This is a genomic window from Novosphingobium taihuense (genome assembly GCF_007830315.1).
GTDB classification, from domain to species: Bacteria; Pseudomonadota; Alphaproteobacteria; order Sphingomonadales; family Sphingomonadaceae; genus Novosphingobium; species Novosphingobium taihuense.
Genome location: NZ_VLKJ01000001.1, coordinates 521,863 through 546,882 on the forward strand (window position 1 = coordinate 521,863; position 25,020 = coordinate 546,882).

The following is a 25,020-nucleotide window of genomic DNA, read 5'->3' on the forward strand; positions in this document are numbered from 1 at the left end:
GGACCGACGACATGGATTACGAAGCCTACTTCAAGGGGGAGCTGGACGCGGTCCGGGATGAAGGGCGCTATCGGATCTTCACCGAGATCGAACGGCGTTGCGGCAACTTCCCGCATGCCACGCGCTATGTCGACGACCGGACCGAGCAGGTCACGGTGTGGTGCTCGAACGACTACCTCGGCATGGGTCAGCATCCGGCTGTGCTTGAAGCCATGCACAACACGCTCGACGAATGCGGCGCAGGTGCCGGCGGCACGCGCAATATCTCGGGCACAAACCACCACCACGTGCTGCTCGAACAGGAACTGGCCGACCTGCACAACAAGGAAGCCGCGCTGCTGTTCACTTCGGGCTACGTGTCCAACTGGGCAGGACTCGGCACCTTGGCCGCGAAGATTCCCGGCTGCGTCGTGTTCTCCGACGCCCTGAACCACGCATCGATGATCGAAGGCATCCGCCATTCGCGCGCGACCTGCAGGGTGTGGCGCCACAACGATGTCGCGCATCTCGACCAGCTGCTTTCGGAATATGGGCCGGACGTGCCCAAGCTGGTGGCCTTCGAGAGCGTCTATTCGATGGACGGCGACATCGGCCCGATCGCCGAGATCCTCGACGTCTGCGAAAAGCACGGGGCGATGAGCTATATCGACGAGGTTCACGCGGTCGGCCTCTATGGCCCGCGCGGCGGCGGCGTTGCCGAGCGCGAAGGCCTGATGGACCGGATCACGGTGATCGAGGGCACGCTCGGCAAGGCGTTCGGCGTGATGGGCGGCTATATCGCAGCGTCAACCGCACTGTGCGATTTCATCCGCACCTTTGCCAGCGGCTTCATCTTCACCACGGCCTTGCCCCCGGCCCTAGCAGCAGGCGCAGCGGCCAGCATCCGCCACCTCAAGGCCAGCGAGATGGAACGGGCGCGGCACAAGGAGCGCGTGGCGACGGTTCGCCGCAGGCTCGACGCGATGGGCATTCCGCATCTGCCCAACCCGAGCCACATCATTCCGGTGATGGTGGGCGATCCGCACAAGTGCAAGCGTATCAGCGACTGGCTGATGGACAACCACGGGATATACGTCCAGCCGATCAACTACCCGACCGTACCGCGCGGCACCGAACGCCTGCGCATCACGCCCTCGCCGGTTCACAGCGACGGCGATGTCGACAAGCTGATCCATGCGCTGAGCGACATCTGGTCGCAGTGCGAACTGGCGCGCCGCTCCGCCGCAGCCTGAAGACGTCCCAATGGAAGAGGGGCGCGATCCTTGCGGTTCGCGCCCCCTTTTTCGGCAATTGCGTTCAGATCAATTCGGTGCCTTGAGGTAGGCGATCACATCTGCGCGGTCCTGAGCCTTGGACAGGCCGGCAAACGACATCTTGGTACCCGGCACCACGCGCGTGGGCTTCTCAAGGTACTGGAAAAGCTTCTCGGCCGTCCAGGTGATGCCGCTGTTCTTGTTGGCTGCAGAATAGGTGTATCCCGCCTCGGTGCCAGCCTTTCGGCCAACAACACCTGCAAGCGACGGTCCGATCATGTTCTTCCCGGCCTCGATTGCGTGACAGGCCTTGCACTGGGTAAAGATGGTCTTGCCGTGCGCCGCATCACCAGTGAGCGAGGCAAGCGTGGCGCCATCAAGCGTGTCGGTTGAATCTGCAGTCGGCGCTGCGGCGCTTGCTGCAGGCGCGGGCGCTGCGGCGGCAGTCGTCTCGGCGGTCTTTGCCGCAGAGTCGTCCGCAGTCTTGTCAGCACTGCCGCCGCCGCCGCAAGAAGCCAGGAGCAGGGTCGCTGTGGTCAGCGCAAGATATTGAAAAGCTTGCTTCATATGCATCCACCCTCGTTCCGTTTCGAAGCGCATCTGGATCGAACGGTGGGAGAGTAAAACACGGCCTTCCAGACCATGCAACACGGCATTTTGGGCTGGGAACCAATCCAGAATTCGCCTCTCAAGGGGTGCAAGTCGCAGTGCTCAAAAGGCCAACATTGCCATTGGTCGGCTTTGTCTCGCGCTGATGATCAAAGGTCGTGCTTCCGGGTTGATCAGGTTTGTTCTATAATGCCGGCTCTGGCAAGCGCTCCATCTTCCCAAGCAGTAACCCAGCCGTTCGAATGCAGGTGCGGACGCTTGATATTGTTCAACAGACCTTGCTCGGTTTGAAAATTTGCTGGGTTTTCCCGCCAGGATATCCCGCATGCGCGAAGGGGCGAATACCTCGTCTTTTTCCCGGAAAGTAGCCGATCGGTTCCAAAGATCCGTCCCGAAAACGTGAGGCGTTGTGTTCACTTACAAGACCATAGCGCTATCCGATCGACCGGCTGATATTCGAGACATCCCGGAATTCGGCTGAGGAGACCCGCGACCAACCCTGCTAAACGGACTTTTCTTGCTGCACTGCACACTATTTGGAAGCAACTGAATCGGAAGCTTGACCGTGACTCAGGAACCGACGGCCATAGCAAACGTATACGCACGGTGAAACGTGGCGGTTTTCCGTTGCGTGGTGTGGCCGATCTCACTTTGAGACAGGTTGGCACTTGCTATCGTGGCCGCACTAGGTATTTTTGCGCAGTGCAACAATAAGAGCGTTGATCGCAACAGGGAACCAATCAAACGTGAGTTTGGGCAGGGTATTCCAGTCCGGATTTTCGTGAGCCAGAGCGCAAGGGGCAGCTTAAAGCGATGACATTGCACATCCCGGCAAACGAGATGCGCCAGTCGCAGGACCGGAAGCGGGTGACGCTGCCGCTTGCGCCGTCGCTGGAGCAGCGCCGGCTGCAAATGTATCTGGCGCTGCTGCTGCTTGACGGCGTGGCAATCATGGGCGGCTTCGGCACCGCCAGCTGGCTTTATCTCGGCAACTTCCTTGAACCGGCTTCGCTCCTGCACAGCCAGGTCATGCTGCCGATCTACTGGACGGTGGCGCTCAGCCTTCAGGTCTACACGCTGCAGGCGTTGCGACGGCCTAACTTCGCACGTGGCCGCGCCACCCTTTCACTGATCAGCGCCGAGACTGTCCTGCTCTTCGTCGGCTTTGCGACCAAGAGCACCGAGGAGTTTTCCCGCGTTTCCGCCATGCTTGGCCTGGCTTTGAGCCTGGCCCTGCTACTTTGGGTCCGAGCGCTCGTTCGTCCTCTGACGCGTGCGCGCTGCGGCGAAGCGGCGGTCAACACATTGCTGATCGACGACGGCGGAGTGGCTCTGCGCATCCCGCACGCCTTCCACATCGACGCGCGCGAACATCATCTTGCGCCCGACCTTGGCGATCCGCACATGATGGACCGGCTCGGGCTCTACATGCTCAACATGGACCGTGTGATGGTGAGCTGCCCGCCCGACCGACGCACTTCGTGGGCGCTGGTATTCAAGAGCGCCAATGTCTCAGGCGAGATCGTCGACCCCGAAGTGCGGACGCTTGGCGTAATAGGCGCTCGGCGCGAGCGGGACTACGGCGCGTTGATCGTGGCGAGTGGACCGCTGGGCCTGCGTGCCCGCGCAGTGAAGCGCGCGCTGGATATGACGCTGGCTGGAGGGGCCGTGCTGGCGCTCGCCCCGGTGCTGCTGCTGGTGGCGCTGCTGATCAAGCTCGAGGACCGCGGACCAATCTTCTTCGTTCAGAAGCGTACCGGCCGTGGCAACCGATTCTTCCCGATCTTCAAGTTCCGATCAATGCGCGTCGAAAAGCTCGATGCCACGGGCAACCGCTCGGCCAGCAAGGACGATGACCGCATCACCCGCATCGGACGCTTCATCCGCCGCACCAGCATCGACGAACTGCCTCAACTTTTCAATGTCCTGCGCGGCGAGATGTCCATATCATGGGCTTGTCATAGACCGGCATGAGCTGCTTTGAAACGCCGCGCGTAAGCGGGTAAAGGCGCGTACCGGAACCGCCTGCCAGAATAATGCCTTTTCGCGCCATCAGAACCCAGTTCCTTCCAAATGCCTGACTTCGGCGCACTCTGACTTGCCGAAAGCGACGCCTGCACGGACAAATGGTGCATCGCAGCACAAAGTTTGGTGGTCAACAACAAAAGGGGTGACGTCGGCACGAGATTGCACGCGCAGTGCCTCCTCCGAAGGATCAGTTCAGCGACATTCCACATGCGGAGTCGCTGCTCGGCGGTCTGGAGGTGTCCCAGACACCTCGACTTCGGCAACCCGAGGCGGAAGACGCGAAGCCGAAGAACCTTCTTGCCAAGCTCACGTTCGACAATGCGATGTCGAAGCATCCGTCCTGGAAATCAATGGGCACGCTAGGGACCTAATGGGAGGCCATCACCGATGCTCAAAAGCATCATGGGATGAGCGAGCGTCGGTGACGTGCGCACTGCTCGGTGTGACCTGAGCAGTCAGGCAACCAAATAGCTACGTTGACGATAACGCACTGCGGGAAAGGCCACGCGCACTGACTGAAGAGAGTAAATTCTTCGGCTAACTTCTGAAGCGACGGAGCATGGCTCCCAGCTAGAAACTCATCCAAGATCTAAAATTATACTCATTTTCGAAAATCATTGATATTGTAGCTAATGACCGCTATCAACGGTGCAGTAGGAAAGCGAGCGTGATTCATGGCCAAAGCAACCGACCTAGATGACGTTATGCGAGACGGGATTCTGCGCGGCACGATGGAGCCCGGCAGTTGGCTGCGAATGGAGGAGCTCAAGGCCCGCTTTGCCGTTGGTTTCTCCCCAATCCGGGAGGCGTTGTCTCGCCTCGTCGGTGAAGGACTTGTGGAGTTCGAAGCCAATCGGGGTTTTCGCGTAAAGGGATTGAGCCGAGCCGATTTGCTCGACATCGCGGTTACAAGAACCGCTGTGGAGGGAGCAGCGCTGCGGCGGTCAATCGCTCTGGGCGATGATCGCTGGGAAGCATCAGTTGTTGGCGCAATGCATCGATATCGCCGAACTGCGGCTGTTGCTTTCGACACGGATAACGGCCTCTCGCAATGGGAAGCAGCGCATGACGAACTTCACGCAGCGCTGATTGGAGCCTGCGGCTCGCCCCGCCTGATGATGTTGCAGCACAGGCTGCAAGAGCAGCATCTTCGATATCGGCGATTGATTGTTGTGCCGCATGTTGGCGCAGAAGCCCACATCGCAGAACATGAGCAACTGGTCGAATACGCCCTCGCCCGTGATCTGGACGCGGCTGTCGCCCACATTGAACGGCACATGATGATCACCGTCGACGCACTGTCGAACGCCGAATTCTAACAGGAGTATCGGCCAAGATTGCTTAGCAGTCTGGCCTTCAGGGAGGATGACTATGAGAACAGGACTTTGGGCGGCCTCGGCCGCGACGGTGGCGCTTTGCCTGCTTTCCGGTGCAGCAATTGCGCAGGAAAATGCGGCGGCCACGGCAACTGACGAGGGTTCCTCGGCAATCGAAGAAATTGTCGTAACGGCGCAGCATCGCAGCGAGAAAGTGCAGTCGGTGCCTCTTGCCATTTCGGCTGTCAGCGGCGGTCAGTTGGCCAGCGCAGGCATAGCGTCGGTGCAGGATCTGGCGGGTAGCGTCCCGGGTCTCGTTGTGTCGAAAAGCGTCAGCTATGGCCTTGCGCCAATCGCCATTCGCGGCATCGGCGGCCCCGTTGGAGGTGGTTCTCTGCTGACCGACCAGCCGGTCGCCGTATATGCCGATGGCGTCTATGTGCGCGCACTGGGTCAGTCGACCTCCGATTTTCTTGACGTTGACAAGATCGAAGTGCTGCGTGGTCCGCAAGGCACATTGTACGGCCGTAATTCTACGGCAGGCGCCATGCTGATCTCCTCGAAGCGCCCCGATACAGCGCGTGTCGAAGCCAATGGGTCGATCGGCTATGGCAGCTTCGAGCAGGTCAAGCTTTCCGGTGCACTGAATGTCCCGCTCGTCGCCGAAAAGGTAGCCCTGCGCATTGCAGGATCTTACACCAGCGGAGGCGACTGGGCGCGCAACACGGTGGATTCGCGAAAGTTCGGGGGCGGCACTACCCGGGCAGTGCGCGCATCGTTGCGGGTCACTCCGTCCGAAGATGTGACCATTGATCTCATTGGTGAACATGCCACCGCTGACGCTCGCCCAGCCATGCTCCAACTGGCCACGATAAGCCTGAGCGGGTTTGGCGCAGGCGGGGCAAGGCTGTTCGCCGGCATGCCACATGTCCGCCGCACCGATTATGCCACCGTGCGTGACAACCGCACTGTTCAAGTTCTCGGTGACGTCTCCACGGAAACCCGATCGGACAACGTGACGCTGAACCTCGAATGGCGAGCCAGCGATGATATCACCGTCACCTCGATCTCGGGCTACCGTCGCTTCCGGGTGAACGGCCAGCAGGACACTACGCCTTGGGTGACGGGCGCATTGCCGGGCGAAGCAACACTGGCGACATGGAATGGTCGTACGCCGCTCAACTCGGCGGGCGCAGCAGACTACCGGATGTTCAACCCTACCGGCGCGCCAACGTTTGCGCTGGGCTGGAACGGAACCGACCAGAAGTTTACCAACTGGTCGCAGGAACTGCGCATTGCGGGCTCGGGCGAGAGCTTCAAATGGACGGCAGGAGTCTACTACGCCAAAGAAACGGTCGATGGCAGCGTTCGCATAGTCAACGAGCAGGGCGGGCCGCCGATGATTACTGGCACTCTTCCGCCGGTATCTGGCGCAGCAGGACTGGACCTGGCATTTGCGACCTCACAGGACCGCGACATTTATGCCGTGTTCGCCGACGGCACTTACAGCATCACGCCGCAAATCTCTTTGACGGCAGGCATTCGGTACACGCGCGATGACAAGAGCGTAGAGGTGGTGAATACTACAAAGACGCTGCGCCCAAGCGTCGACCGCACGCTCAACGCAGGTGTCGCGCTGAACTGTCCGACTCTCGTACAGATCGGTATTGGCACAAGCTGCTCGCGCTCTGACGAAGAGGTCACGCCGCGTGTCGTTCTCGATTTCAAGCCGAGCGCGAACCGCATGGTTTACGCCAGCTGGTCCCGCGGATTTACAGCAGGCGGTTTCAACAACTTCGCTACGCCAGCTTCGTCGCCAATCGTCCCGCTCGACGTGCCGGTCGAAACCATCGATAACTTCGAGGTCGGCACCAAGAATGAGTTCTTCGGGCGGCGGCTGCGCCTGAATATGACGGCATTTCTGTCAGAGTACTCGAACTTGCAGATTCGCCAGGCCGTCAACACGGGGGGGGTAGCTATCGTCCCGGTCGAGAAAGCGCGGATCAAGGGTGTCGAGATCGAACTGCTGGCCAAGCCCATCCCGGGCCTGACGTTGGGTGTGAATGGTGCATTCACTGACGCGAAGATCCGCCGGGGCACACTCAACGCTTTTCCCGATGCGCTTGGTACGATCAACATGGGTTCATTGCAGACGCCTTCGGCTGTTTCTGTCGCAGGCAACCGTTTGACGCGGGCGCCACGCTGGCAGGGCAACGTCATGGCGGGATATGAGCTGCCAGTCAGCTATGGCAAGGTGTCGGCCAGCGCTACCCTGCGTTTCCAGTCCGCAACGTTCTTTCAGGAGACAAACCAGGCTCTAGACCAGTTCAAGGGTGAGGCCTGGCAGGAACTGGACTTGCGGGTGGCCACCGGCGGCGATCGCTGGGAGCTTTCCGCTTTTGTGAACAACGTATTCGACAAGCGCTACGCAACGCAGATCGTGCCGTTCTTCATTCTGCCCATTGCCACGTTGAACACGCCACGCTCGTTCGGTGCGCGGCTGTCCTTCAACTACTGAGTGGACATGACGCCATGGTTTCGTGCCCCTCGCTGTCAACCGGAGGCAGGCTTTTCACCACGATGGGACGAGGCAACGCACACGCCCCTTGCCGCGAAGTTCCGATTGATGGAGGTCGAGTCGCAGTGATCCTGCCAAATGACAGCGAGGTGGCGGGTGCCAAGTTGATCGAGGATGCTCGCAGGAATTCGGTGGCCGGTTTCTTGACGCGACCTGACGACAGCGAAACCGTGCCCATCGACGGCGTTGCCTGCAAGCGGGACGGAAGATTGGCTGGCGTCGATCTAAGCCATCCAGTTCCTCCACCTCGATAAGCGCTCGGCGAACACCAAGACATTGCACTGGATCCGCAAATGAAACTGATGACATTCGCGCTCGAAGGGCGCACCCGGCTTGGCGCTGTGGCCGACGATGGCGGCATCGTCGATCTTGCGGCTCACACAGAGCAACCTGCGTTTGGATCGATGCAGTCGCTGATTGAAGCCGGAGACGAGGCCCTTCGCCTCGCCCGATCGACTGTTGCCGGTGCGACGATAACACTGGATCCGGCAGGTGTTGTATGGCTATCGCCTTTGCCGCAGCCTGTGCAAATGCGCGATTTTCTGGTGTTTGAAGAACACATGCGGGTTGCAGGCTGGCGCGGTGCTCAATTGCGGCACTTGTGGGGAGCACCGCCGGCACCGCCAGAGCCGATGCCCATTCCAGACATCTGGTACCAGCAGCCCATCTACTACAAGTGCAACCGCTTCGCCGTGACGGGAACTGGTGGCACGATCATGTGGCCCCGGACGAGCAAGGTCATCGACTACGAACTCGAAATCGCCTGCGTGATCGGCAAGGGCGGTCGCGACATCGATGCCGCAGATGCCGCGCAGCACATATTCGGCTATACCATCTTCAACGACCTTACTGCGCGCGACCTCCAATTCCGCGAAATGCAGGGACCGTTGGGGCCCGCCAAAGGCAAGGACTTCGATGGGGCAAATGTGCTCGGCCCCGTCATTGTCACGCGTGACGAACTGGGAGACGCTCCCGACCTCGCAATGCGTGCACTGGTCAACGGCGAAGTCTGGAGCGAGGGACGGTCCGGTTCGATGCACTGGTCCTGGGGACAGATCATCGAGTATGTCAGCCGGAGCGAAACGCTCCATCCCGGCGAAGTTCTGGGCTCGGGCACCGTTGGCACCGGATGTGGACTGGAGCTTGGCCGCATGCTTTGCGATGGCGATGTCGTCAGGCTGGAAATCGAAGGCATCGGCGCAATTGAAACCACGATTTGCGCGCCGCACGTCACCGAAAGGACCCGGTTATGATTGCAGGACGTCTGATAGACATTTCCATGCCAATCAGCGCACGGGTCATCACTGATCCTCCACCGATGCGTCCACGCATTTCCTATCGGGCGCACACGGATGGTGCACACGATATAGCCGCGATTTTCCCAGGTCTTCTGCCCAAGCAACTGCCCGACGCTGAAGGCTGGGCAGTAGAAGATGTCACGCTTACCACGCACAGCGGGAGCCACATGGACGCACCGTGGCACTATCATTCGACGACGGACCATGCCGAGGCAAGTGGTCCTCGCCCTTCCCCCACCATCGATCAGGCTCCGCTCGACCTTTTCATGCGACCCGGCGTGAAACTTGATTTCCGACACTTGCCGGATGGCCAAGTGGTAAGCGCCGCCGACGTCGAAGCTGAGCTTTCTCGCATCGGCCACGCACTCGCACCTCTCGACATCGTACTCGTCAATACAAGTGCCGCCGCTGCTTATGGCGATCCGGATTTTCACAACCGCGGCTGTGGCATGGGGCGCGAGGCAACGCTCTATCTCACCGAGCGCGGTGTTCAGGTGGTTGGCACAGATGCATGGTCATGGGATGCGCCATTTTCGTTTACCGCCGCGCGCTTCGCGCGTGACGGCGATCCAGCAGTGATCTGGGAAGGTCACAAAGCGGGGCGCGAACGAGCCTATTACCAAATGGAAAAACTGCAGAACCTCGAAGCGCTGCCGCCAACCGGCTTCACCGTGATCTGCTTTCCTGTAAAGATTGAAGCAGCTTCCGCTGGTTGGGTCCGTGCCGTTGCAGTCTTGCCGCAATGACGAATGCACGTTCGGAATTTCGCAACGGCTGGCGCGTTGTGGTCGGCGGCTTTCTGGGGGTCGGGATCGGTGTAAGCTCGATCTATTTCTACTCCTTGGGCATTTTCCTGAAGCCGCTGGCGGCGGAATTCGGCTGGAGCCGGGGAGAGGCATCGCTCGGACCGCTTGTGGGCACCACTTGTGCCGCGCTCATGGCGATCCCGGTAGGCAGACTGATCGATCGCATCGGCAGTGAGCGACTGGCTGTTGTCTCGTTGACTGTCCTTGCCGCTGCGTTTGCATTGCTAGGGTGGGCGACCTCAGGCCTTGCCAGTTTTCTTACGTTCACCGTCATTCTTTCTTTGCTTACGGCCGGTTCCAGTCCAATGCCGTTTACCCAACTCGTCGTTGCTTCATTCGAACGCGCACGGGGCATGGCTCTCGGACTGGTTCTTGCAGGGACCGGGCTGGGATCGATCCTTATCCCCGCATTTCTGCCCGGCTACATCGCCTCAAATGGCTGGCGTGCCGGGTATTTTCTGCTCGCCGGAATGATCGCGATTCTGCTGCCGCTCGTCGCGCTGCTGCTGCGCTCGAGCTCGCCCCCTATGCCGCAGCGCAACACCTCGCGCCCGTTTCAGAAGGTCATCGCAAACGCTGCATTTGCAGAATTGGCAGTAATCTTCGGTCTTGCGTCGGTAGCCGTACTTGGCACAGTCGTCCACTTCGTGCCGATGCTGACCGACGCGGGCCTTACGCCAGCGCGTGCGGGCCAATTTACCGCGCTGATCGGAGTGGCAGCGGTCTGCGGCAGGCTTGCTACGGGATGGCTGCTCGATCGGGTGCAGGCAGAGCGCGTTGTCGCGGGCCTGTTCGTATCCGCCGCTTGCGGCCTCGTGTTGCTGGCTCTCGGTGGCCCGGCCCTTATCCCCGCTGGAGCAGTTGTCATCGGTTTGTGCGTAGGGGCGGAAGTCGATCTCATATCCTACCTCGTGGCGCGAGACTTTGATCGCTCCGACTATGGCCAAGCCTATGGCGCACTCTATACCGTCTTCCTTGTCGGCGGCGCGGTCGGCCCGGGCATTGCCGGTGCGACATTCGACGCGACCGGCAACTATCACATCTGGCTTTGGCTTGCCGCCACCATGTTGGTGGTCGCTGGGGTGATCAGCGCACGCAAGTCTTCCGGAGATGTCACTCGCTCCAAGGCCCGCTAGGGGCCGGATCAACCCAGGCTTTGAGCACGAAGGTCGGCACCGTTCACCCAAGGCCGCTTCGCACAGGCGTAGAGCTTGCGGATAGGTCTGGTGGCGATGAGCGAGCGATTCTGGCAGAATTGGTGCCACCTGAAAGCGGGCGCGATTGCCGCCCGACGCAGGACATTCGTCGCTACCCAGCACAGCTTAGTCGTTCTTGGACCCGGAAGCCTAGGGTCAGGACCTTTTAATCGCGCCTTCGAGGCGCTGGAATGGCGAACATATCGAGCGGAAATTCGCGCTGGGAAAGCTGCCTGCCTTTTCAAGCGGATTTCTGTTCGAGACGGTAGCCATTCCAGCGTCCCCAAGGGATTTGACCAAAATGGCCCATCACTGCGTTGGATGGCCTTGAATAGAATCTCTATTCCTGCGCCCATCCGCCTTGGGCTGGGCCATTTTGCCTGAAACCTCGGAGGCGCGATTTATAGGTCCTACCCCTGGGAGAGGCTGCGCTGGTTACCATGAAAAGCGGAACGGCTCTGGCAGGAGTAGATCGATTGTTTGACGCTCACCCGAACCAGACTACGACGTTGGACAGCCATTTGCTCGATGCCGCCGCAACCGTTCACGAAGAAGACCGCGTCAGGACACAAGATATACCCCATTCTGCATGGTGGCCGATGTCGGTACTTCGATAAAGCAACCGGCGGGCGATCCACGCGCCCTTTGCCGAAAACTGTGCATGCAAAACCGGCCGCCCGAGGCTAACGCTCTTTGGTAGCAAACCGATGATTTTCCTTGGGATAGCACCTTAAGGAAGGTGGTGCCGCTTAGGTGATTCGAACACCTGACCCCATCATTACGAATGATGTGCTCTACCGACTGAGCTAAAGCGGCGTGCCTCTTGGGCAGGCGGGCCGTTTAGCCAGCAGTCGGGGGCTAGGCAACCCTTTTTCGGCGCAACTTTCTGTCAGGCCGAAATGACCTCGCCCAAGTCGCGCGTGGCTGCGATCATGGCGCTGGTGATGCGGGTGATGTCGTCCTCGTCTGCGATGAGCGGCGGGGTGGTGTAGAGGACGTCGCGGAAGGGTCGGAGCCAGACGCCGTGGTCGATGCAGATTGCAGAAAGCCGGTCTGCCGGTGCCATGCGGTCGAACTGGATCACGCCGATCGCACCGCGAACGCGCACGTCCTTGACTCCCGGCAGATCGCGCGCCGGGGCAAGCTGGCGTTCAAGTTGCGCGCTGATCGCACGGGCCTGGACAAGTCGGGGTTCGCTCTCGAACAGGTCGAGCGAGGCATTGGCGGCAGCGCAGCCCATGGCATTGCCCATGTAGGTCGGTCCGTGCATCAGCGCGTGCAGCGGATCGTCTGACAGGAAGCCCTCATGGATGCGCTTGCTGGCGATGGTGGCGGCGAGCGGCAGGGTGCCGCCGGTCAACGCCTTGGACAGCGTCACGATATCAGGCTGCACTCCGGCGATCTGGCATGCGAACATCGCATCGCCAAGGCGCCCGAGTCCTACGAAAATCTCATCAAAGATCAGCAGGAGATCGTGAGCATCGGCAAGGCGGCGCAAAGCCTGCAACGTGAAGGGATCGTGGAACACCATGCCCCCTGCCCCCTGCACCAGCGGTTCCACAACGATACCGGCCAGCTCTCCACAATAGCGTCCGAGCAACTCATCCAGTGCAGCTTCTCCTGCCGCATCCCGCGGTAGCTCGACGACCACCTGTTCGAGCAGCGCGCCCTTGAACAGGCTGTGCATGCCTTCATCGGGATCGCAGACGCTCATCGTGGCGAAGGTATCGCCGTGATAGCCGCCCTTGAAGCAGAGGAACTTCACCCGCCGCTGGCCTTGGTTGAGCCAGAACTGCGCCGCCATTTTCATCGCGACTTCAACTGCGACGGAGCCGGAATCGCTGAAGAACACGTGATCGAGGTCCCCGGGCAGCAAACCAGCCAGACGACGTGCCAACGTATAGGCCTGCTCGTGCGCCAGCCCGCCAAGCATGACGTGCGGCAGGGTTTCGAGCTGCTGCCTGACTGCCGCTTCGATATGGGGGTGGCGATAGCCGTGAACACAGGCCCACCAGCTGGATATGCCATCGATCAGTTCCCGGCCATCGGCGAGCGTCAGTCGCATGCCTTGCGCAGAGGCAACCGGCAGAGGCGCGCGGGCGGTCTTCATCTGGGTGTAGGGCAACCAGACGTGCTCGCGTCCCCTTGCATACCATTCGGATGCGGTCATCGTCTTCCTGCCTGTCCTTCAGTCACGCTCTACGGCGGGTAGCTCCGCGAAAGGACCATCGGCCGACGGCATCCCACGGGCCGCCCAGATAGCGATGCAGCGCAAGGCCTGCAAAGGCAAAGGAGCGGGGCTGGATCAAGGCGTCGAGCTCATCCTGAACCGCCAATGCCTCCTTGCGCGGGACCTTGTTCTGGATCGTGACATGAAGGCGCGGCTCGTGACTGTCCTGCGCGACGAGCATGCCATGAAAGTGGTGCGCAATTTCTGCGCGGATCTGCAGCATTTCGGGGCTTTCGATACGCAGTGCCGTGCCAGACCCGAGATCCATGACGCCCGACAATCGGGCCGGAACCGGAGGAGCCGATGCGGCAAGAGTAGCCAGCAACGCACGAGCCTCGTCTTCAAGGCGCCATGGCAAGGCATGAAACAAGGTGACGTGGGCGGTGAGGTGATTGCGCTCTGGCGGATAGTGCGCGTCACGCAGGCGATCGGCCCAGGCCTGAAGGTCAGGCGGCAATGTCGCCGTGACGATCAACGGCGTTACGCTAGGGCGGGCATTCTGCACGAAACCGCTCTCGCACGATGATTGCCGGTTGCATAGGGAAAGCGGGAACATTCGGCACAGTCGAAGTGGCACGCTTGACGTGCCGTTCGGCAAAGCCGGAATGTTCCCCGGATACCTGAGCAGACCTAAGTCCAGCCCTGATGCCTCCGTAGAAAGGCCTACAAGCGATTATCTTAAAATTGAAGAAACTTATTTCCGCTTCGGCAGAATAAATCAGTGGGCTTAAAGTTCGCCCCGTGCCTTGCGGATGGCGAACCATTTGGAAACATTGGCATTATGCTGTTCGAGGGTATCGGCGAAAACGTGCCCGCCAGTTCCGTCCGCCACCATGAAAAGTGCTTCCGTTTCGGCAGGATCGAGCACCGCGGCAATCGAATCACGCCCTGGGTTGGTTATTGGGCCTTTCGGGAGGCCGACCATGGTGTAAGTGTTGTAGCCGTTGACGGCCTGAATTTCGGACTGGCGGATGCGGCGGCCAAGCGGCTTGCCCTTGGTGATCGGATAGATGATCGTTGGATCTGCCTGGAGCAGCATGCCCTTGCGCACACGATTGGAGTATAGCCCGGCGACCATACGTCGCTCTGCGGGCTTGCCCGTCTCTTTCTCTACGATCGAGGCGAGGATCAGGGCCTCCTGCGGTGTCTTGGCGACGGTGCGGGGGCTGCGCTTGGCCCATAGCTCGGCCAGCGCCTTGTCCATCGCCGCTTGCATCCGCTTGAGCACCGCAGCGCGTGGCTCGCCTTTCTGCCAGTCGTAGCTGTCGGGCAGGACAGAGCCTTCCTCTGGCGCGGAAATCGTGCCGGTGAGGTCCTTGTTGGCGGCCAGTCGCTCTGCCACCAGAACCGAGGGCATGCCTTCAGGGATAGTGATCAGGCGGCGGATGACCTTGTCGCCCTTGAGGATTTCAAGGACAGTCGCTTCGCTGGCGCGCTTGGGGATCAGGAAGGAGCCAGCCTTAACCTCGGTGCCACCGCCCAGCAGCCTGGCGCGCAACTTGAACACCGTAGCCGAACCGATTGCCCCTTGCGCCTGCAGATCATCGGCCAGAGCGCCGAGCCCCTCGCCCTCACCCACGTCAAACTCGATCTGCTCTTTCAGCGGCCCAGCTGAGTACCAGCCTCCGATCAGCCACGCGGCGGCGGCCAGCAGAACGAAGACTGCCGCAAAGAGCGGCAGCCTTGATCGACGACGGCGGGCCATCGCTTGCTTTCCTTAGTCTTCCAGCGCCTTGACGATCACGCTGGCATTGGTGCCACCAAAACCGAACGAGTTGTTCAGCGCAGCGCGCACCTTGCGCGGACGGGCCTTCAGCGGAACTAGGTCCACACCTTCGGTGCCTTCGTCTGGATTGTGCAGGTTGAGCGTGGGCGGAACGATCTGGTCGCGGATGGCGAGGATGCAGAAGATCGTCTCGACCGCGCCGGCACCGCCGAGCAGGTGACCGATCGCCGACTTGGTGCTGCTCATCGAGGCGCCCGACAGGTCGTCGCCCAGCACGCGTTTCACTGCGGCGAGTTCGATCGTGTCGGCCATTGTCGAAGTGCCATGAGCATTGACATAGTCGATGTCGCCCGGCTCCATCCCGGCCTTGCGCATCGCCATGCGCATGGCGAGCTCGGCCCCCTTGCCTTCAGGATGCGGCGCAGTGACGTGGTAGGCGTCTCCTGACAGACCGTAACCGACGACTTCGGCGTAAATCTTCGCACCGCGCGCCTTGGCGTGCTCGTATTCCTCAAGAACGACGACGCCAGCACCTTCGCCCATGACGAAACCATCGCGGTCCTTGTCGTAAGGACGGCTGGCTTCGGTCGGACGGTCGTTGTAGCTGCAGTTGAGCGCGCGGGCCTGTGCGAAACCAGCAACGCCCAATGGATTGATCGTGCTTTCCGCGCCGCCTGCCAGCATGACATCGGCATCGCCGTCCTTGATCATGCGCGCAGCGTCGCCGATCGAGTGTGCGCCGGTCGAGCAGGCGGTGACCACAGCGTGGTTCGGGCCCATAAGGCCATACTTGATCGAAACCTGACCCGAAATCAGGTTGATCAGGCGACCGTGGACGAAGTGCGGGCTGACGCGACCTGGGCCCTTTTCGTGAAGGACAATCGATTCGCTCTCGATGCCGGGAAGACCTCCGATGCCAGAACCGATCGAGCAGCCTGTGCGCGTCTTGAGGTCGTCATCCATGTCGACGAGACCCGCATCCTCGAGCGCCTGGCCAGCAGCGTCAATGCCGAAGACGATGAACGGATCAACCTGGCGCTGGATCTTGTGATCGACGCGCTTGCCGGCATCGAATCCGAACTCATGATCGGCCGGCTTTACCTCGCAGGCGATCTTGCACTTCTGGTCGCTGGTATCGAACTTGGTGATGAGCCCTGCCCCGCTCTTCCCGGCGAGCAGATTCTTCCAAACGGTTTCCACGTCAGCGCCCAGCGGGGTGACGAGGCCAAGTCCGGTTACGACGACACGACGCATTGAAATCTCCGGAAAATAAGCAAACAGGCCCAGCCCCTGAAATAGGGCTGAGCCTGCCGAAGTCCTCCCCTGCCCGGCGCATCACGCCTTGGGCAGCCCATCGACAAGCTCAGGGCGAAACGGGGAAAGGGGCGATCAGCCCTTGTTTTCGTCGATGTACTTGATCGCGTCCGAAACGGTCGAGATCTTCTCAGCCGCATCGTCGGGGATCTCGACGCCGAATTCTTCTTCGAACGCCATTACCAGCTCAACGATGTCGAGCGAGTCAGCGCCCAGATCGTCGATGAAGCTGGCTTCTTCGGTGACCTTGTCAGCCTCGACGCCGAGGTGCTCGACAACGATCTTCTTAACGCGGTCGGCGGTATCGCTCATGAAATGCCCCTTCGAAGGAAAGCGGTTGGTTATCTGTTTCGGAGTTCGCCCTAATCAACGCAGCGGGCGCTGGCAAGAGGCGCGCTGTGGATCGCACCACAGCGCGCCCGATCTGCCTTATCCTTTGGTTTGTTCAACAACGCGGATGTTGAGCTCGCGAAGCTGCTTGAGTGCCGCCGGAGACGGTGCGCCCATCAGCAGGTCTTCAGCGCGCTGGTTCATCGGGAACAGCGTGATTTCGCGCAGATTCTGTGCACCGCAGATCAGCATGACAACACGGTCGACACCCGCGGCCATGCCACCGTGTGGCGGTGCGCCATACTGGAATGCGCGATAGAGGCCGCCAAAACGTTCTTCGACATCTTCCTTGGAAAGGCCAACGATCTCGAAAGCCTTGACCATCGTTTCAGGCGATTGGTTGCGGATTGATCCCGATGCGATCTCGTAGCCGTTGCAGACCAGATCGTACTGGTAGGCATTGATCGTCAGTGGGTCCTGCGTATTCAGCGCTTCCAGCCCACCCTGCGGCATCGAGAAGGGGTTGTGGCTGAACTCGACCTTCTTGTTCTCCTCGTCCCATTCGTAGAACGGGAAGTCGACGATCCAGCACAGCTCGAAGCGGTCCTTGTCGATCAGGCCCAGCTGGTCGGCAACGCGGGTGCGTGCAGCGCCTGCAAGCTTGGCAGCCTGTTCGGCCTTGCCAGCTGCAAAGAAGCAGCCGTCATCCGGACCGAGGCCCAGCTTGTCGAACAGCGCGGCCATCTTTTCGGGCCCGTGGTTCTTGGCAATCGGGCCGCCGAACTCGCCGCCCTTGCGGGTGACGTAGCCAAGGCCAGCGTGGCCTTCGGCGCGCGCCCAATCATTCATCTCGTCGAAGAACTTGCGGCTCTTGTCCGCCGTGTTCGGTGCCGGGATCAGGCGCACGACGCCACCGGTGCCGACGATCTTCTCGAACAGGCCGAAGCCCGACTGGGTAAACTCTTCCGAGACATCGGAGATGATGATCGGGTTGCGCAGGTCGGGCTTGTCCGAGCCATACTTGAGCATCGCTTCAGCATAGGGGATGCGCGGAAAACTGCCGGTAGGCGTCACCTTGCGGCCATTGGCGAAGGCTTCGAACACACCGCCGATCACTGGCTCCATGGTCTCCCAGACTTCTTCCTGGGTGACGAAGCTCATCTCGAGGTCGAGCTGGTAGAACTCACCCGGCAGGCGGTCTGCGCGCGGGTCCTCGTCGCGGAAGCAGGGCGCGATCTGGAAGTAACGGTCGAAGCCCGCCACCATCAGCAGCTGCTTGTACTGCTGCGGTGCCTGCGGAAGCGCGTAGAACTTGCCCGGATGAATCCGGCTCGGCACCAGAAAGTCGCGCGCGCCTTCGGGGCTGGAAGCGGTCAGGATCGGCGTCGAATACTCGGTAAAGCCTGCTGCTTCCATGCGGCGGCGCATGTCCGAGATGACCTTGGTGCGCGTGACGATGTTAGCGTGGAGCGTCTCGCGGCGCAGGTCGAGGAAGCGATAGCGCAGGCGGATGTCTTCAGGATACTCCTGCTCGCCAGCCACCGGCATCGGCAGCTCTTCGGCGGCGGAAAGCACCGTCGCGCCGCGCGCGTAGACTTCGATCTCACCAGTCGAGAGGTTGGCGTTGATCGTGCCTTCCGAACGAGCCTTCACGTTGCCGTCGATCGTCACAACCGACTCCACTCGCAGCGCCTCAAGGATCGGCAGCGCGGGGCTGTCCACGTCCGCGACGATCTGGGTCATGCCGTAATGATCGCGCAGGTCGACGAAGAGCACGCCGCCATGATCGCGCTTGCGGTGCACCCAGCCCGAAAGACGGACGGTCTGCCCGACATCACCGCGCGAGAGGGCGCCGCAGGTATGGGAACGATAAAGGTGCATCGAAACTCTTTCCAATCGGTCTGCAATCGGGCAGGGGGAATGGGCGGCTAACAGGCGATGGCCGCGCATTTGTCAAGCCGCGCTCCCTGACGGGAGCACCACCGGGCCGCCCATTGGGCGCGCCATACAGAAAAGACCGATGAAGATACATCCCCTGATCACGACGACCGATGCTCTGGCCGATCTGTGCGAGCGTCTGGCCAAGGCCGATTTCATCACGGTCGACACCGAATTCATGCGCGAGAACACTTATTGGCCGGAACTCTGCCTGGTGCAGATCGCGGACGACAAGGAAGCCGCCGCGATCGACCCGATGGCGCCCGGCATCGACCTCAAGCCTCTGCTCGACCTGATGTGCGAGAATGAGGACGTGCTGAAGGTCTTCCACGCGGGCGGACAGGACGTGGAGATCATCTACAACCTGACCGGCAAGACCCCACATCCGATCTTCGACACGCAGATCGCGATGATGGCCGTCAGCCAGTCCGAACAGATCGGCTATTCGAACCTTGTCGAATCGTGGCTCGGCCTGTCGATCGACAAGGGCGCGCGCTTTACCGACTGGTCGCGCCGCCCGCTGACCGAGCGGCAGATCGAATACGCCATCGGCGACGTCACCCACCTCTCCAAGATCTTCCCCAAGCTGTTGAAGCGCCTGATCAAGACCGGCCGCGGCGAATGGCTCGACATCGAGATGGAGAAGCTGGCCGATCCGGAAAACTACCGGACCGACATGGAAACCGCGTGGCAGAAGATCCGCGCGCCCAGCCGCAATCCTGCAGTGCTCGGCCGCCTCAAATCGCTGGCCGCATGGCGCGAGCGTGAGGCGATGGACAAGAACATCCCCCGCGGCCGCATCATGCGCGATGAAACTCTGGCCGACATCGCCAGCCATCCTCCGCGTGACCAGCACGATCTGGCCAAGGTTCGCGGCCTCTCCACTGGCTGGAAGGACAACGACATCGGCCGCCGCCTGATGCAGACGCTGGCGGATTCAAAGCCGCTGACCGAAGCCGAAATGCCGCCCAAGACGCCGCGTGGCGCTCCGCTGGGCAAGGAAGGCGCGCTGGTAGCGGACTTGCTCAAGCTGCTGCTCAAGATTCGCAGCCGCGAGATCGACATCGCCGCCCGCCTGCTCGCCCGCACCGACGATCTGGAACTGCTGGCCGCCGGACAGCGTAAGAACCTGCCCATCCTCGAAGGCTGGCGCTTCGAACAATTCGGTCGCGATGCGCTGGAACTCGTCGAGGGCAAGCTCGCCTTCGCGGTGGTCAACGGCAAGCTGAAGATGGCGCACATCGACGATATCGGCGGTTCTTCAGCAGAGCCGGAAATTGTCGTCCACGTGGATGAATAAGCAAACATGAGCACGTACCTGCCCACGCTCAAGCAGCTGCAATATCTCGTTGCCTTGCACGAGCATGGGCACTTCGGACGCGCAGCAGATTCCTGCTTCGTCTCGCAGTCGACGCTTTCGGCGGGCCTGCGCGAACTCGAGTCGCTGCTGGGCGTAACCCTTGTGGAGCGCACGCGCCGCGTCGTCCGCTTCACCCCGCTGGGCAATCAAGTCGTCGCCAAGGCACACCGACTGCTGCGAGAGGCAGAAGAGCTGTCCGAACTCGTCCAGAGCCACGGCGCGCCGCTGGCAGGCGAGCTGCGGATGAGCGTGATCCCGACCATCGCACCATTCTTGCTGCCTCGCATCCTGCCGCGCCTTCGCAAGGAGCGTCCACAACTGAAGCTGTTCCTCCGAGAGGAACCCAGCGCCGCCGCGATCGAATCGCTGCATCATGGCCGCGCTGATTGCGTTCTGCTCGCCCTCCCTTACGCCACCGGCGAGGTAGAGAGCGAAATCCTGTTCAAGGACGAACTGCTCGTCGCCTTCCCCAAGGACGATCCACGCGATCCGCCACTTTCGATCACCGCGGAAATGATCGACGAGAACCGGCTGTTGCTGCTCGAAGACGGCCACTGCCTCAAGGAACACGCGCTCGCCGCCTGCAACCGCCCGGAAATGCGCGCCAGCGCCACGATGATCGGCACGAGCCTGCACACACTGGTGCAGATGGTCGACAACGGCTTGGGACTCACGATGCTGCCACAGATGGCGATCGACGCCGGCATCCTCAACGACACCCAGATCGTCGCACGCCCGCTGAAAGCCGACCACGCCTGGCGCGACATCGCCCTCGTCTGGCGCCGCAACAGCCCACGCGCGGAGGAGTTCCGGATGCTGGCGCAGGAGTTGCGGGCGGGTTGATTGGCTTCCGCCGCGATCAATCCATATGCTTGAGGCCGACCCGCAGGTAGTCCCAGCCGGTGATGACGGTCAGCACCGCTGCCGCCCACAGGGTGGTCAGGCCCACGGTATGCGGTAAGTTCACCGTGAACCCGCCGATAGTAATCAGCCATTCCGGTAGCGCCTGCCCCAGGATCAGTGCGCCAAGGCAGATCATCTGGAACGTGGTTTTCCATTTGGCCAGACGGCTTACCGGCACCGAAACCTGAATGCCGCCCAGAAACTCGCGCAGGCCCGAGACCGCGATCTCACGCAGCAGGATCACAAGCCCTGCGATCACGTGCATGTCACCCACATAGGGGCCACGCAAAATGCCTTGTGCCGTCAGCACGAGGATCACGGCGGCGACCATGATTTTGTCGGCAATCGGATCGAGGAAAATGCCAAGCTTGCTGACCGCCCCCTGCGCCCGGGCAAGGTAGCCGTCGAAATAGTCGGTCACGCCCATCAGGCAGTAGACGCCGAAAGCGAGCCCATAGCCAAGACGCCATTCCGGCCACCACAGCAATGCTGCCAGAAGAGGAACGGTCACGATCCGTGACAGCGTAAGCAGGTTGGGCAGCGTCAGCATCGAGTCAGCCATAACGCCGGAATGCGACAAACGGAATCGCAACATTCGGCGTCTACCGCTTCTCCCACCGAAATGCTCTTGCCCGCGTGCCTCATCGGGCTAAGGGTGCGGGCAAGAACAGATGCTGGCAAGAAGGTAAATGACAACATCGACGCATCTGGTGCGCACGCGCCGCTTCCTGCCGCTGTTCGTCACCCAGCTTTTGGGAGCATTCAACGACAATCTCTACAAGAACGCGATGGTCCTGTACGTCGTGTACAGCGTCTATAATTCCGAAGCGGCCGAAGCGCGCTTCTCGGCTATTGCCTCCGGCCTGTTCATCCTGCCGTTCTTCCTGCTGTCCGCGCTTGCCGGTCAACTGGCCGACATGCGCGACAAGGCTCGCATCATCCGCATCGTCAAGGCTTGCGAGATAGCGATCATGCTGGTGGGCGGCGCCGGGCTCGTGCTGGCGTGGCTCGGCATGGAAGTCGAGGCGATCGCCATCCCGCTGATGCTGGCCGCCCTGCTGGCGATGGGCGTGCATTCAACCTTCTTCGGCCCGATCAAGTACGCGATTCTGCCGCAACATCTGCACGAGGGCGAGGTGCTAGCCGGCACCGGACTGGTCGAGGCAGGCACCTATATTGCAATCCTCGCAGGAACGATCCTCGCAGGCTGGATTCCGGTCGAAGTCGCCGCTGGCGGCGTCGTGGTGACAGCGCTGATCGGCTATTTTTCGGGTCGGCAGGTCCCTCCTGCCCCGCCGCTGGTCGAAGCGCAGAAGATCGATTTCAACGTCCTCACCTCCTCCTGGCGACTTATCCGCAACACCACGCGGCATAGGCAAGTGTTCATGGCGATCGTGGCGATCAGCTTCTTCTGGACGGTGGGAACGGTCCTGTTCATCCAGTTCCCGCCGCTTGCCAAGAACGTGCTTTCGGCGAGCAAGGAAGTGGCAAGCCTGTTCCTCGTGATGTTCTCTGTCGGCATCGCGATCGGCTCGATGTCGATAAATGCGCTGCTGAAGGGAACCGTATCGGCCCGCTATTCGCCCGCTTCGGTCATCGTCATGGGCCTGTTCATCGCCGCCTTCCATCAGGTCTGCGATGCATGGGCGATTCATCCTGACATGCCCCTGATGGACGTCCCCACCTTCCTCGCCCAGCCGCTCGCAGTGCCGTTGCTGCTGTGCCTGCTGGGAATTGCTATCGCGGGCGGCATGTTCGTTGTGCCGCTCTATGCCTTTCTCACCACAGTCGTCGACAAGTCGGAAACCGCGCGGACGATCGCTGCCAACAACATCGTCAATTCTGGAGCGATGGTTGTCGGCTCGCTGTTGGCAGTGGGGCTAAGCGCACTGGGCGTGGCAATCGTCGACCAGCTTCTTCTGGGCGCGGCGATGTGCCTGATCTCGGCGTGGCTCGGCTACCTGCTCTACAAGGCGGAACGCGCAGCAGCTGCCGGATCGGCTTAAGCGATGAACACCATGATCGCGAGGAAGCAGGCGCAATAGGCGATCAGGAAATCGCGCAGATCCTGCATCGAGATCCGCTTGAGATCGACCGGCTCCGATCGAATTTCCGCCTCGCGCAGCATGGTCTCTGCCCGTTTCATCGCTGCCACGACCTCGGGCTCATATCTCGGAAGTTCGCGCAGCACGTGACGCGGCAGCGAAGCCCTGAACGGGTGGCGGGACGATCCGAAGGTGGTGGCGGAAGAAGTGCTCATGACCCGAGCTTAACGATTTATTCACCATTCGGTATCCCGCTGCCATGACATTTTCCATGCCGTTCCTGTTCGGGACAAATGGCGACGCAAAGGAAAAGGCCGCCCTTGCGGACGGCCTTCCTGTGACCGGCTTGCCGGTCAAAATCGTACGTTTGAGGCTCAGACGTCGTCGCCCAGAGCGCCCTTCACCTTGCCAGCAACCTGCTGGGCTTCACCCTTGCGTTCCTGGGCAACACCTTCGCCATGCAGGCGGGCGTTGTCTGTGGCCTTGCCGATGGCCTGCTTGGTGTTGCCAATAGCTTCGTTGGCGAGGCCCTTGGCCTTGTCGGTCAGTTCACCCATGACAAATCTCCTTTAATAATCAGCAGATTGCGCTGCTGCATCGTCGGAGATTACTACGCTTTGTCACGGGTGAAGTTCCCGTCAAAGCGCGCCTGACATCTTCAGGATCAGCGCCCACTCGTCCGGTCGCACAGCCCCCACGGACAGTCGCGAAAGACGGATCAAGTCCATCTCCTGCAGTTCAGGCGTCGCCTTGATCTGCTTGAGCGTGACGGTCTGCGGCAGTTTCTGGACCGGCTTCACCTTCACCGCCGCCCACTTGCCTTCAGGGTCGGTGGGATCGGTCAGTCCGCCCTGGCTGATCACGATCACGCCGACCACTTCGATGCCAATGTTGGAGTGATAGAAGAACGCTAGGTCGCCTGCCTGCATCGTTCGCAGATTGCGCGCAGCCAGATGATTGCGCACGCCGTCCCACGTCCCCTCACCCTCGGCGACAAGATCGTCCCAGCCATAGACGTCCGGTTCCGACTTCATCAGCCAGAGATTGCGGCCAGCCGTGTCGGCAATGTTGATTTTGGTCATGAAACCCCATGCGAATCCCGTTACAGGCGGTTTCCATAGCGACAAATCTGCGAACTGGAACACCATGCCTCTGCAAACCCTGCCGGTGATCTCGCTCGAGAGCGAGCCTGCCGCCCTGTCCCGCGAGCTTGGCGAGAGCTTCAGCACCTTCGGCTTCGCCATGGTGCGCGATCACGGCATCGATGCCGACCTGATCGCCCAAGCGTGGAAGCTCACCGCCGAGTTCTTCGCCCTGCCCGATGCCGAAAAGCGCAGCTACTTCGTCGAGGGGCTGGGCGGCGCACGCGGCTACACTCCCTTCGGCACCGAAATCGCCAAGGGAGCCAAGCTCCATGATCTCAAGGAGTTCTGGCATGTCGGCCGCGACCTGCCGTCCGATCATCCTCTGGCGGCCATGTCGATGTTTCCCAACGTCTGGCCCTCGCGTCCCGAAGGATTTCGCGAAACGTTCGAGGCGCTCTATGCCGAGTTCGACCGCGTTGGTGCCCGCATCCTATCCCGCATCGCCGTGTGGCTGGGTCTGGGGGAGACCTGGTTCGATCCTGCGATTGAGGATGGCAACTCGGTCATGCGGCTGTTGCATTATCCCCCGGTGCCCGATGCGGAAAGCGGCGCCATCCGGGCCGGGGCGCACGAAGACATCAACCTCATCACCCTGCTTCTCGGGGCGGAAGAGGCAGGCCTCGAACTGCTGACCCGCGAAGGCAGATGGATCGGCGTCTCACCGCCCGAAGGTGCACTGGTCGTCAACATCGGCGACATGCTGCAGCGCCTGACAAACCACGTACTTCCTTCCACTACCCACCGCGTGCGCAACCCGGAAGGCGAGCGGGCGAAGTTCAGCCGCTATTCGATGCCGTTCTTCCTCCACCTGCGCAGCGACTTCCCGTTCGTGACCCTGCCACAATGCATCACCGCCGAGAATCCGGACCGCTACCCCGTCTCGATCACTGCGGACGACTACCTGCAGGAGCGGCTGCGCGAGATCGGGTTGAAGAAATAAGCGGC

22 protein-coding genes, 1 tRNA gene and 1 pseudogene are annotated in these 25,020 nt (G+C 61.0%); 11 read left to right on the plus strand and 13 right to left on the minus strand.

Going from position 1 to position 25,020, the window contains the following annotated elements; translation table 11 throughout:
- Window positions 1–11: 11 nt before the first annotated feature.
- Window positions 12–1,232, plus strand: a complete 1,221-nt coding sequence (hemA, locus tag IQ25_RS02380; RefSeq protein ID WP_144901856.1) for a 5-aminolevulinate synthase — start codon at window positions 12–14, stop codon at window positions 1,230–1,232.
- Between the two features lie 69 nt (window positions 1,233–1,301).
- Here hemA and IQ25_RS02385 read toward each other — a convergent pair whose 3' ends face one another.
- Window positions 1,302–1,820, minus strand: coding sequence for a c-type cytochrome (locus IQ25_RS02385; RefSeq protein WP_144901858.1), 519 nt, complete (start codon window positions 1,818–1,820; stop codon window positions 1,302–1,304).
- A 1,689-nt stretch (window positions 1,821–3,509) separates the two neighbouring features.
- Between IQ25_RS02385 and IQ25_RS21290 the strand changes: the two genes are divergently transcribed.
- Window positions 3,510–3,836, plus strand: coding sequence for a sugar transferase (locus IQ25_RS21290; protein ID WP_276509781.1), 327 nt, complete (start codon window positions 3,510–3,512; stop codon window positions 3,834–3,836).
- Here IQ25_RS21290 and IQ25_RS02395 read toward each other — a convergent pair.
- Window positions 3,805–3,915 (minus strand): annotated as a pseudogene (locus IQ25_RS02395) (sugar phosphate nucleotidyltransferase); the annotation flags it as partial. The gene IQ25_RS21290 and the pseudogene IQ25_RS02395 sit on opposite strands and share 32 nt — an antisense overlap.
- 649 nt (window positions 3,916–4,564) lie before the next feature.
- Here IQ25_RS02395 and IQ25_RS02400 point away from each other — a divergent pair.
- The 5 genes from IQ25_RS02400 (at window position 4,565) to IQ25_RS02420 (ending at window position 11,024) form a co-directional block, all read left to right on the plus strand.
- Window positions 4,565–5,209 (plus strand): GntR family transcriptional regulator, encoded by a 645-nt coding sequence (locus tag IQ25_RS02400; RefSeq protein ID WP_144901860.1) that lies wholly within the window; start codon window positions 4,565–4,567, stop codon window positions 5,207–5,209.
- Between the two features lie 52 nt (window positions 5,210–5,261).
- Window positions 5,262–7,724 (plus strand): TonB-dependent receptor, encoded by a 2,463-nt coding sequence (locus IQ25_RS02405; RefSeq protein WP_158637652.1) that lies wholly within the window; start codon window positions 5,262–5,264, stop codon window positions 7,722–7,724.
- A gap of 353 nt (window positions 7,725–8,077) precedes the next feature.
- Window positions 8,078–9,037: a fumarylacetoacetate hydrolase family protein gene (locus IQ25_RS02410; protein WP_144901864.1), complete on the plus strand. Its 960-nt coding sequence runs from the start codon at window positions 8,078–8,080 to the stop codon at window positions 9,035–9,037.
- Window positions 9,034–9,828, plus strand: a complete 795-nt coding sequence (locus IQ25_RS02415) for a cyclase family protein (protein WP_144901866.1) — start codon at window positions 9,034–9,036, stop codon at window positions 9,826–9,828. The genes IQ25_RS02410 and IQ25_RS02415 overlap by 4 nt, the downstream gene beginning before the upstream one ends.
- Window positions 9,825–11,024: an MFS transporter gene (locus tag IQ25_RS02420; RefSeq protein ID WP_144901868.1), complete on the plus strand. Its 1,200-nt coding sequence runs from the start codon at window positions 9,825–9,827 to the stop codon at window positions 11,022–11,024. The genes IQ25_RS02415 and IQ25_RS02420 overlap by 4 nt, the downstream gene beginning before the upstream one ends.
- 800 nt (window positions 11,025–11,824) lie before the next feature.
- Here the strand turns inward: IQ25_RS02420 and IQ25_RS02430 are convergent.
- The 7 genes from IQ25_RS02430 to aspS all read right to left on the minus strand — a co-directional run bounded on the left by IQ25_RS02430 (window position 11,825) and on the right by aspS (window position 18,565).
- Window positions 11,825–11,900, minus strand: a tRNA-Thr gene (locus tag IQ25_RS02430).
- A gap of 73 nt (window positions 11,901–11,973) precedes the next feature.
- Window positions 11,974–13,254, minus strand: coding sequence for an adenosylmethionine--8-amino-7-oxononanoate transaminase (locus tag IQ25_RS02435; protein ID WP_144901870.1), 1,281 nt, complete (start codon window positions 13,252–13,254; stop codon window positions 11,974–11,976).
- A gap of 22 nt (window positions 13,255–13,276) precedes the next feature.
- On the minus strand, window positions 13,277–13,819 hold the full coding sequence (locus IQ25_RS02440; RefSeq protein WP_258536932.1) for a 2'-5' RNA ligase family protein: 543 nt from the start codon (window positions 13,817–13,819) through the stop codon (window positions 13,277–13,279).
- A gap of 222 nt (window positions 13,820–14,041) precedes the next feature.
- The gene (gene mltG, locus IQ25_RS02445) at window positions 14,042–15,019 is read right to left on the minus strand and encodes an endolytic transglycosylase MltG (protein WP_144901874.1); all 978 of its coding nucleotides are present in this window, start codon (window positions 15,017–15,019) and stop codon (window positions 14,042–14,044) included.
- 12 nt (window positions 15,020–15,031) lie between these two features.
- Window positions 15,032–16,294, minus strand: a complete 1,263-nt coding sequence (gene fabF, locus IQ25_RS02450) for a beta-ketoacyl-ACP synthase II (protein WP_144901876.1) — start codon at window positions 16,292–16,294, stop codon at window positions 15,032–15,034.
- A 135-nt stretch (window positions 16,295–16,429) separates the two neighbouring features.
- The gene (locus IQ25_RS02455) at window positions 16,430–16,666 is read right to left on the minus strand and encodes an acyl carrier protein (RefSeq protein ID WP_011444997.1); all 237 of its coding nucleotides are present in this window, start codon (window positions 16,664–16,666) and stop codon (window positions 16,430–16,432) included.
- A gap of 117 nt (window positions 16,667–16,783) precedes the next feature.
- Window positions 16,784–18,565 (minus strand): aspartate--tRNA ligase, encoded by a 1,782-nt coding sequence (aspS, locus tag IQ25_RS02460; RefSeq protein WP_144901878.1) that lies wholly within the window; start codon window positions 18,563–18,565, stop codon window positions 16,784–16,786.
- Window positions 18,566–18,704: 139 nt separating this feature from the next.
- Between aspS and rnd the strand changes: the two genes are divergently transcribed.
- Together rnd and IQ25_RS02470 are read left to right on the plus strand one after the other, a co-directional pair.
- Window positions 18,705–19,922 (plus strand): ribonuclease D, encoded by a 1,218-nt coding sequence (gene rnd / locus IQ25_RS02465; protein WP_144901880.1) that lies wholly within the window; start codon window positions 18,705–18,707, stop codon window positions 19,920–19,922.
- Window positions 19,923–19,928: 6 nt separating this feature from the next.
- Entirely contained in the window at window positions 19,929–20,825 is an 897-nt protein-coding gene (locus tag IQ25_RS02470) for a hydrogen peroxide-inducible genes activator (protein ID WP_144901882.1), read from the plus strand.
- Between the two features lie 16 nt (window positions 20,826–20,841).
- Here IQ25_RS02470 and pgsA read toward each other — a convergent pair whose 3' ends face one another.
- Entirely contained in the window at window positions 20,842–21,435 is a 594-nt protein-coding gene (pgsA, locus tag IQ25_RS02475) for a CDP-diacylglycerol--glycerol-3-phosphate 3-phosphatidyltransferase (RefSeq protein ID WP_144903103.1), read from the minus strand.
- 139 nt (window positions 21,436–21,574) lie between these two features.
- Here pgsA and IQ25_RS02480 point away from each other — a divergent pair, with 139 nt between their 5' ends.
- Window positions 21,575–22,891, plus strand: coding sequence for an MFS transporter (locus tag IQ25_RS02480; protein WP_144901884.1), 1,317 nt, complete (start codon window positions 21,575–21,577; stop codon window positions 22,889–22,891).
- Here IQ25_RS02480 and IQ25_RS02485 read toward each other — a convergent pair.
- The 3 genes from IQ25_RS02485 to IQ25_RS02495 all read right to left on the minus strand — a co-directional run bounded on the left by IQ25_RS02485 (window position 22,888) and on the right by IQ25_RS02495 (window position 24,012).
- A complete protein-coding gene (locus IQ25_RS02485) occupies window positions 22,888–23,145 on the minus strand; it encodes a hypothetical protein (protein WP_144901886.1) in 258 nt (85 codons plus the stop codon). The genes IQ25_RS02480 and IQ25_RS02485 overlap by 4 nt on opposite strands.
- A gap of 159 nt (window positions 23,146–23,304) precedes the next feature.
- Window positions 23,305–23,487 (minus strand): CsbD family protein, encoded by a 183-nt coding sequence (locus IQ25_RS02490; RefSeq protein WP_144901888.1) that lies wholly within the window; start codon window positions 23,485–23,487, stop codon window positions 23,305–23,307.
- Window positions 23,488–23,568: 81 nt separating this feature from the next.
- Window positions 23,569–24,012, minus strand: coding sequence for an EVE domain-containing protein (locus IQ25_RS02495; protein WP_144901890.1), 444 nt, complete (start codon window positions 24,010–24,012; stop codon window positions 23,569–23,571).
- A 64-nt stretch (window positions 24,013–24,076) separates the two neighbouring features.
- On the opposite strand from IQ25_RS02495, the gene IQ25_RS02500 reads away from it, so the two are divergent.
- The gene (locus tag IQ25_RS02500; protein ID WP_144901892.1) at window positions 24,077–25,015 is read left to right on the plus strand and encodes an isopenicillin N synthase family dioxygenase; all 939 of its coding nucleotides are present in this window, start codon (window positions 24,077–24,079) and stop codon (window positions 25,013–25,015) included.
- Window positions 25,016–25,020: the final 5 nt, after the last annotated feature.

Bases quoted from the DNA above. Each gene is read 5' to 3' on its own strand.
- IQ25_RS02470 (WP_144901882.1), top strand. From the start codon at position 19,929: ATGAGCACGTACCTGCCCACGCTCAAGCAGCTGCAATATCTCGTTGCC.
- IQ25_RS02420 (WP_144901868.1), top strand. From the start codon at position 9,825: ATGACGAATGCACGTTCGGAATTTCGCAACGGCTGGCGCGTTGTGGTC.
- IQ25_RS02495 (WP_144901890.1), bottom strand. From the start codon at position 24,012: ATGACCAAAATCAACATTGCCGACACGGCTGGCCGCAATCTCTGGCTG.
- IQ25_RS02410 (WP_144901864.1), top strand. From the start codon at position 8,078: ATGAAACTGATGACATTCGCGCTCGAAGGGCGCACCCGGCTTGGCGCT.
- aspS (WP_144901878.1), bottom strand. From the start codon at position 18,565: ATGCACCTTTATCGTTCCCATACCTGCGGCGCCCTCTCGCGCGGTGAT.
- mltG (WP_144901874.1), bottom strand. From the start codon at position 15,019: ATGGCCCGCCGTCGTCGATCAAGGCTGCCGCTCTTTGCGGCAGTCTTC.
- IQ25_RS02405 (WP_158637652.1), top strand. From the start codon at position 5,262: ATGAGAACAGGACTTTGGGCGGCCTCGGCCGCGACGGTGGCGCTTTGC.
- IQ25_RS02490 (WP_144901888.1), bottom strand. From the start codon at position 23,487: ATGGGTGAACTGACCGACAAGGCCAAGGGCCTCGCCAACGAAGCTATT.
- IQ25_RS02435 (WP_144901870.1), bottom strand. From the start codon at position 13,254: ATGACCGCATCCGAATGGTATGCAAGGGGACGCGAGCACGTCTGGTTG.
- IQ25_RS21290 (WP_276509781.1), top strand. From the start codon at position 3,510: ATGACGCTGGCTGGAGGGGCCGTGCTGGCGCTCGCCCCGGTGCTGCTG.
- IQ25_RS02385 (WP_144901858.1), bottom strand. From the start codon at position 1,820: ATGAAGCAAGCTTTTCAATATCTTGCGCTGACCACAGCGACCCTGCTC.
- IQ25_RS02415 (WP_144901866.1), top strand. From the start codon at position 9,034: ATGATTGCAGGACGTCTGATAGACATTTCCATGCCAATCAGCGCACGG.
- rnd (WP_144901880.1), top strand. From the start codon at position 18,705: ATGAAGATACATCCCCTGATCACGACGACCGATGCTCTGGCCGATCTG.
- IQ25_RS02400 (WP_144901860.1), top strand. From the start codon at position 4,565: ATGGCCAAAGCAACCGACCTAGATGACGTTATGCGAGACGGGATTCTG.
- IQ25_RS02480 (WP_144901884.1), top strand. From the start codon at position 21,575: ATGACAACATCGACGCATCTGGTGCGCACGCGCCGCTTCCTGCCGCTG.
- hemA (WP_144901856.1), top strand. From the start codon at position 12: ATGGATTACGAAGCCTACTTCAAGGGGGAGCTGGACGCGGTCCGGGAT.
- IQ25_RS02455 (WP_011444997.1), bottom strand. From the start codon at position 16,666: ATGAGCGATACCGCCGACCGCGTTAAGAAGATCGTTGTCGAGCACCTC.
- IQ25_RS02500 (WP_144901892.1), top strand. From the start codon at position 24,077: ATGCCTCTGCAAACCCTGCCGGTGATCTCGCTCGAGAGCGAGCCTGCC.
- pgsA (WP_144903103.1), bottom strand. From the start codon at position 21,435: ATGCTGACGCTGCCCAACCTGCTTACGCTGTCACGGATCGTGACCGTT.
- fabF (WP_144901876.1), bottom strand. From the start codon at position 16,294: ATGCGTCGTGTCGTCGTAACCGGACTTGGCCTCGTCACCCCGCTGGGC.
- IQ25_RS02485 (WP_144901886.1), bottom strand. From the start codon at position 23,145: ATGAGCACTTCTTCCGCCACCACCTTCGGATCGTCCCGCCACCCGTTC.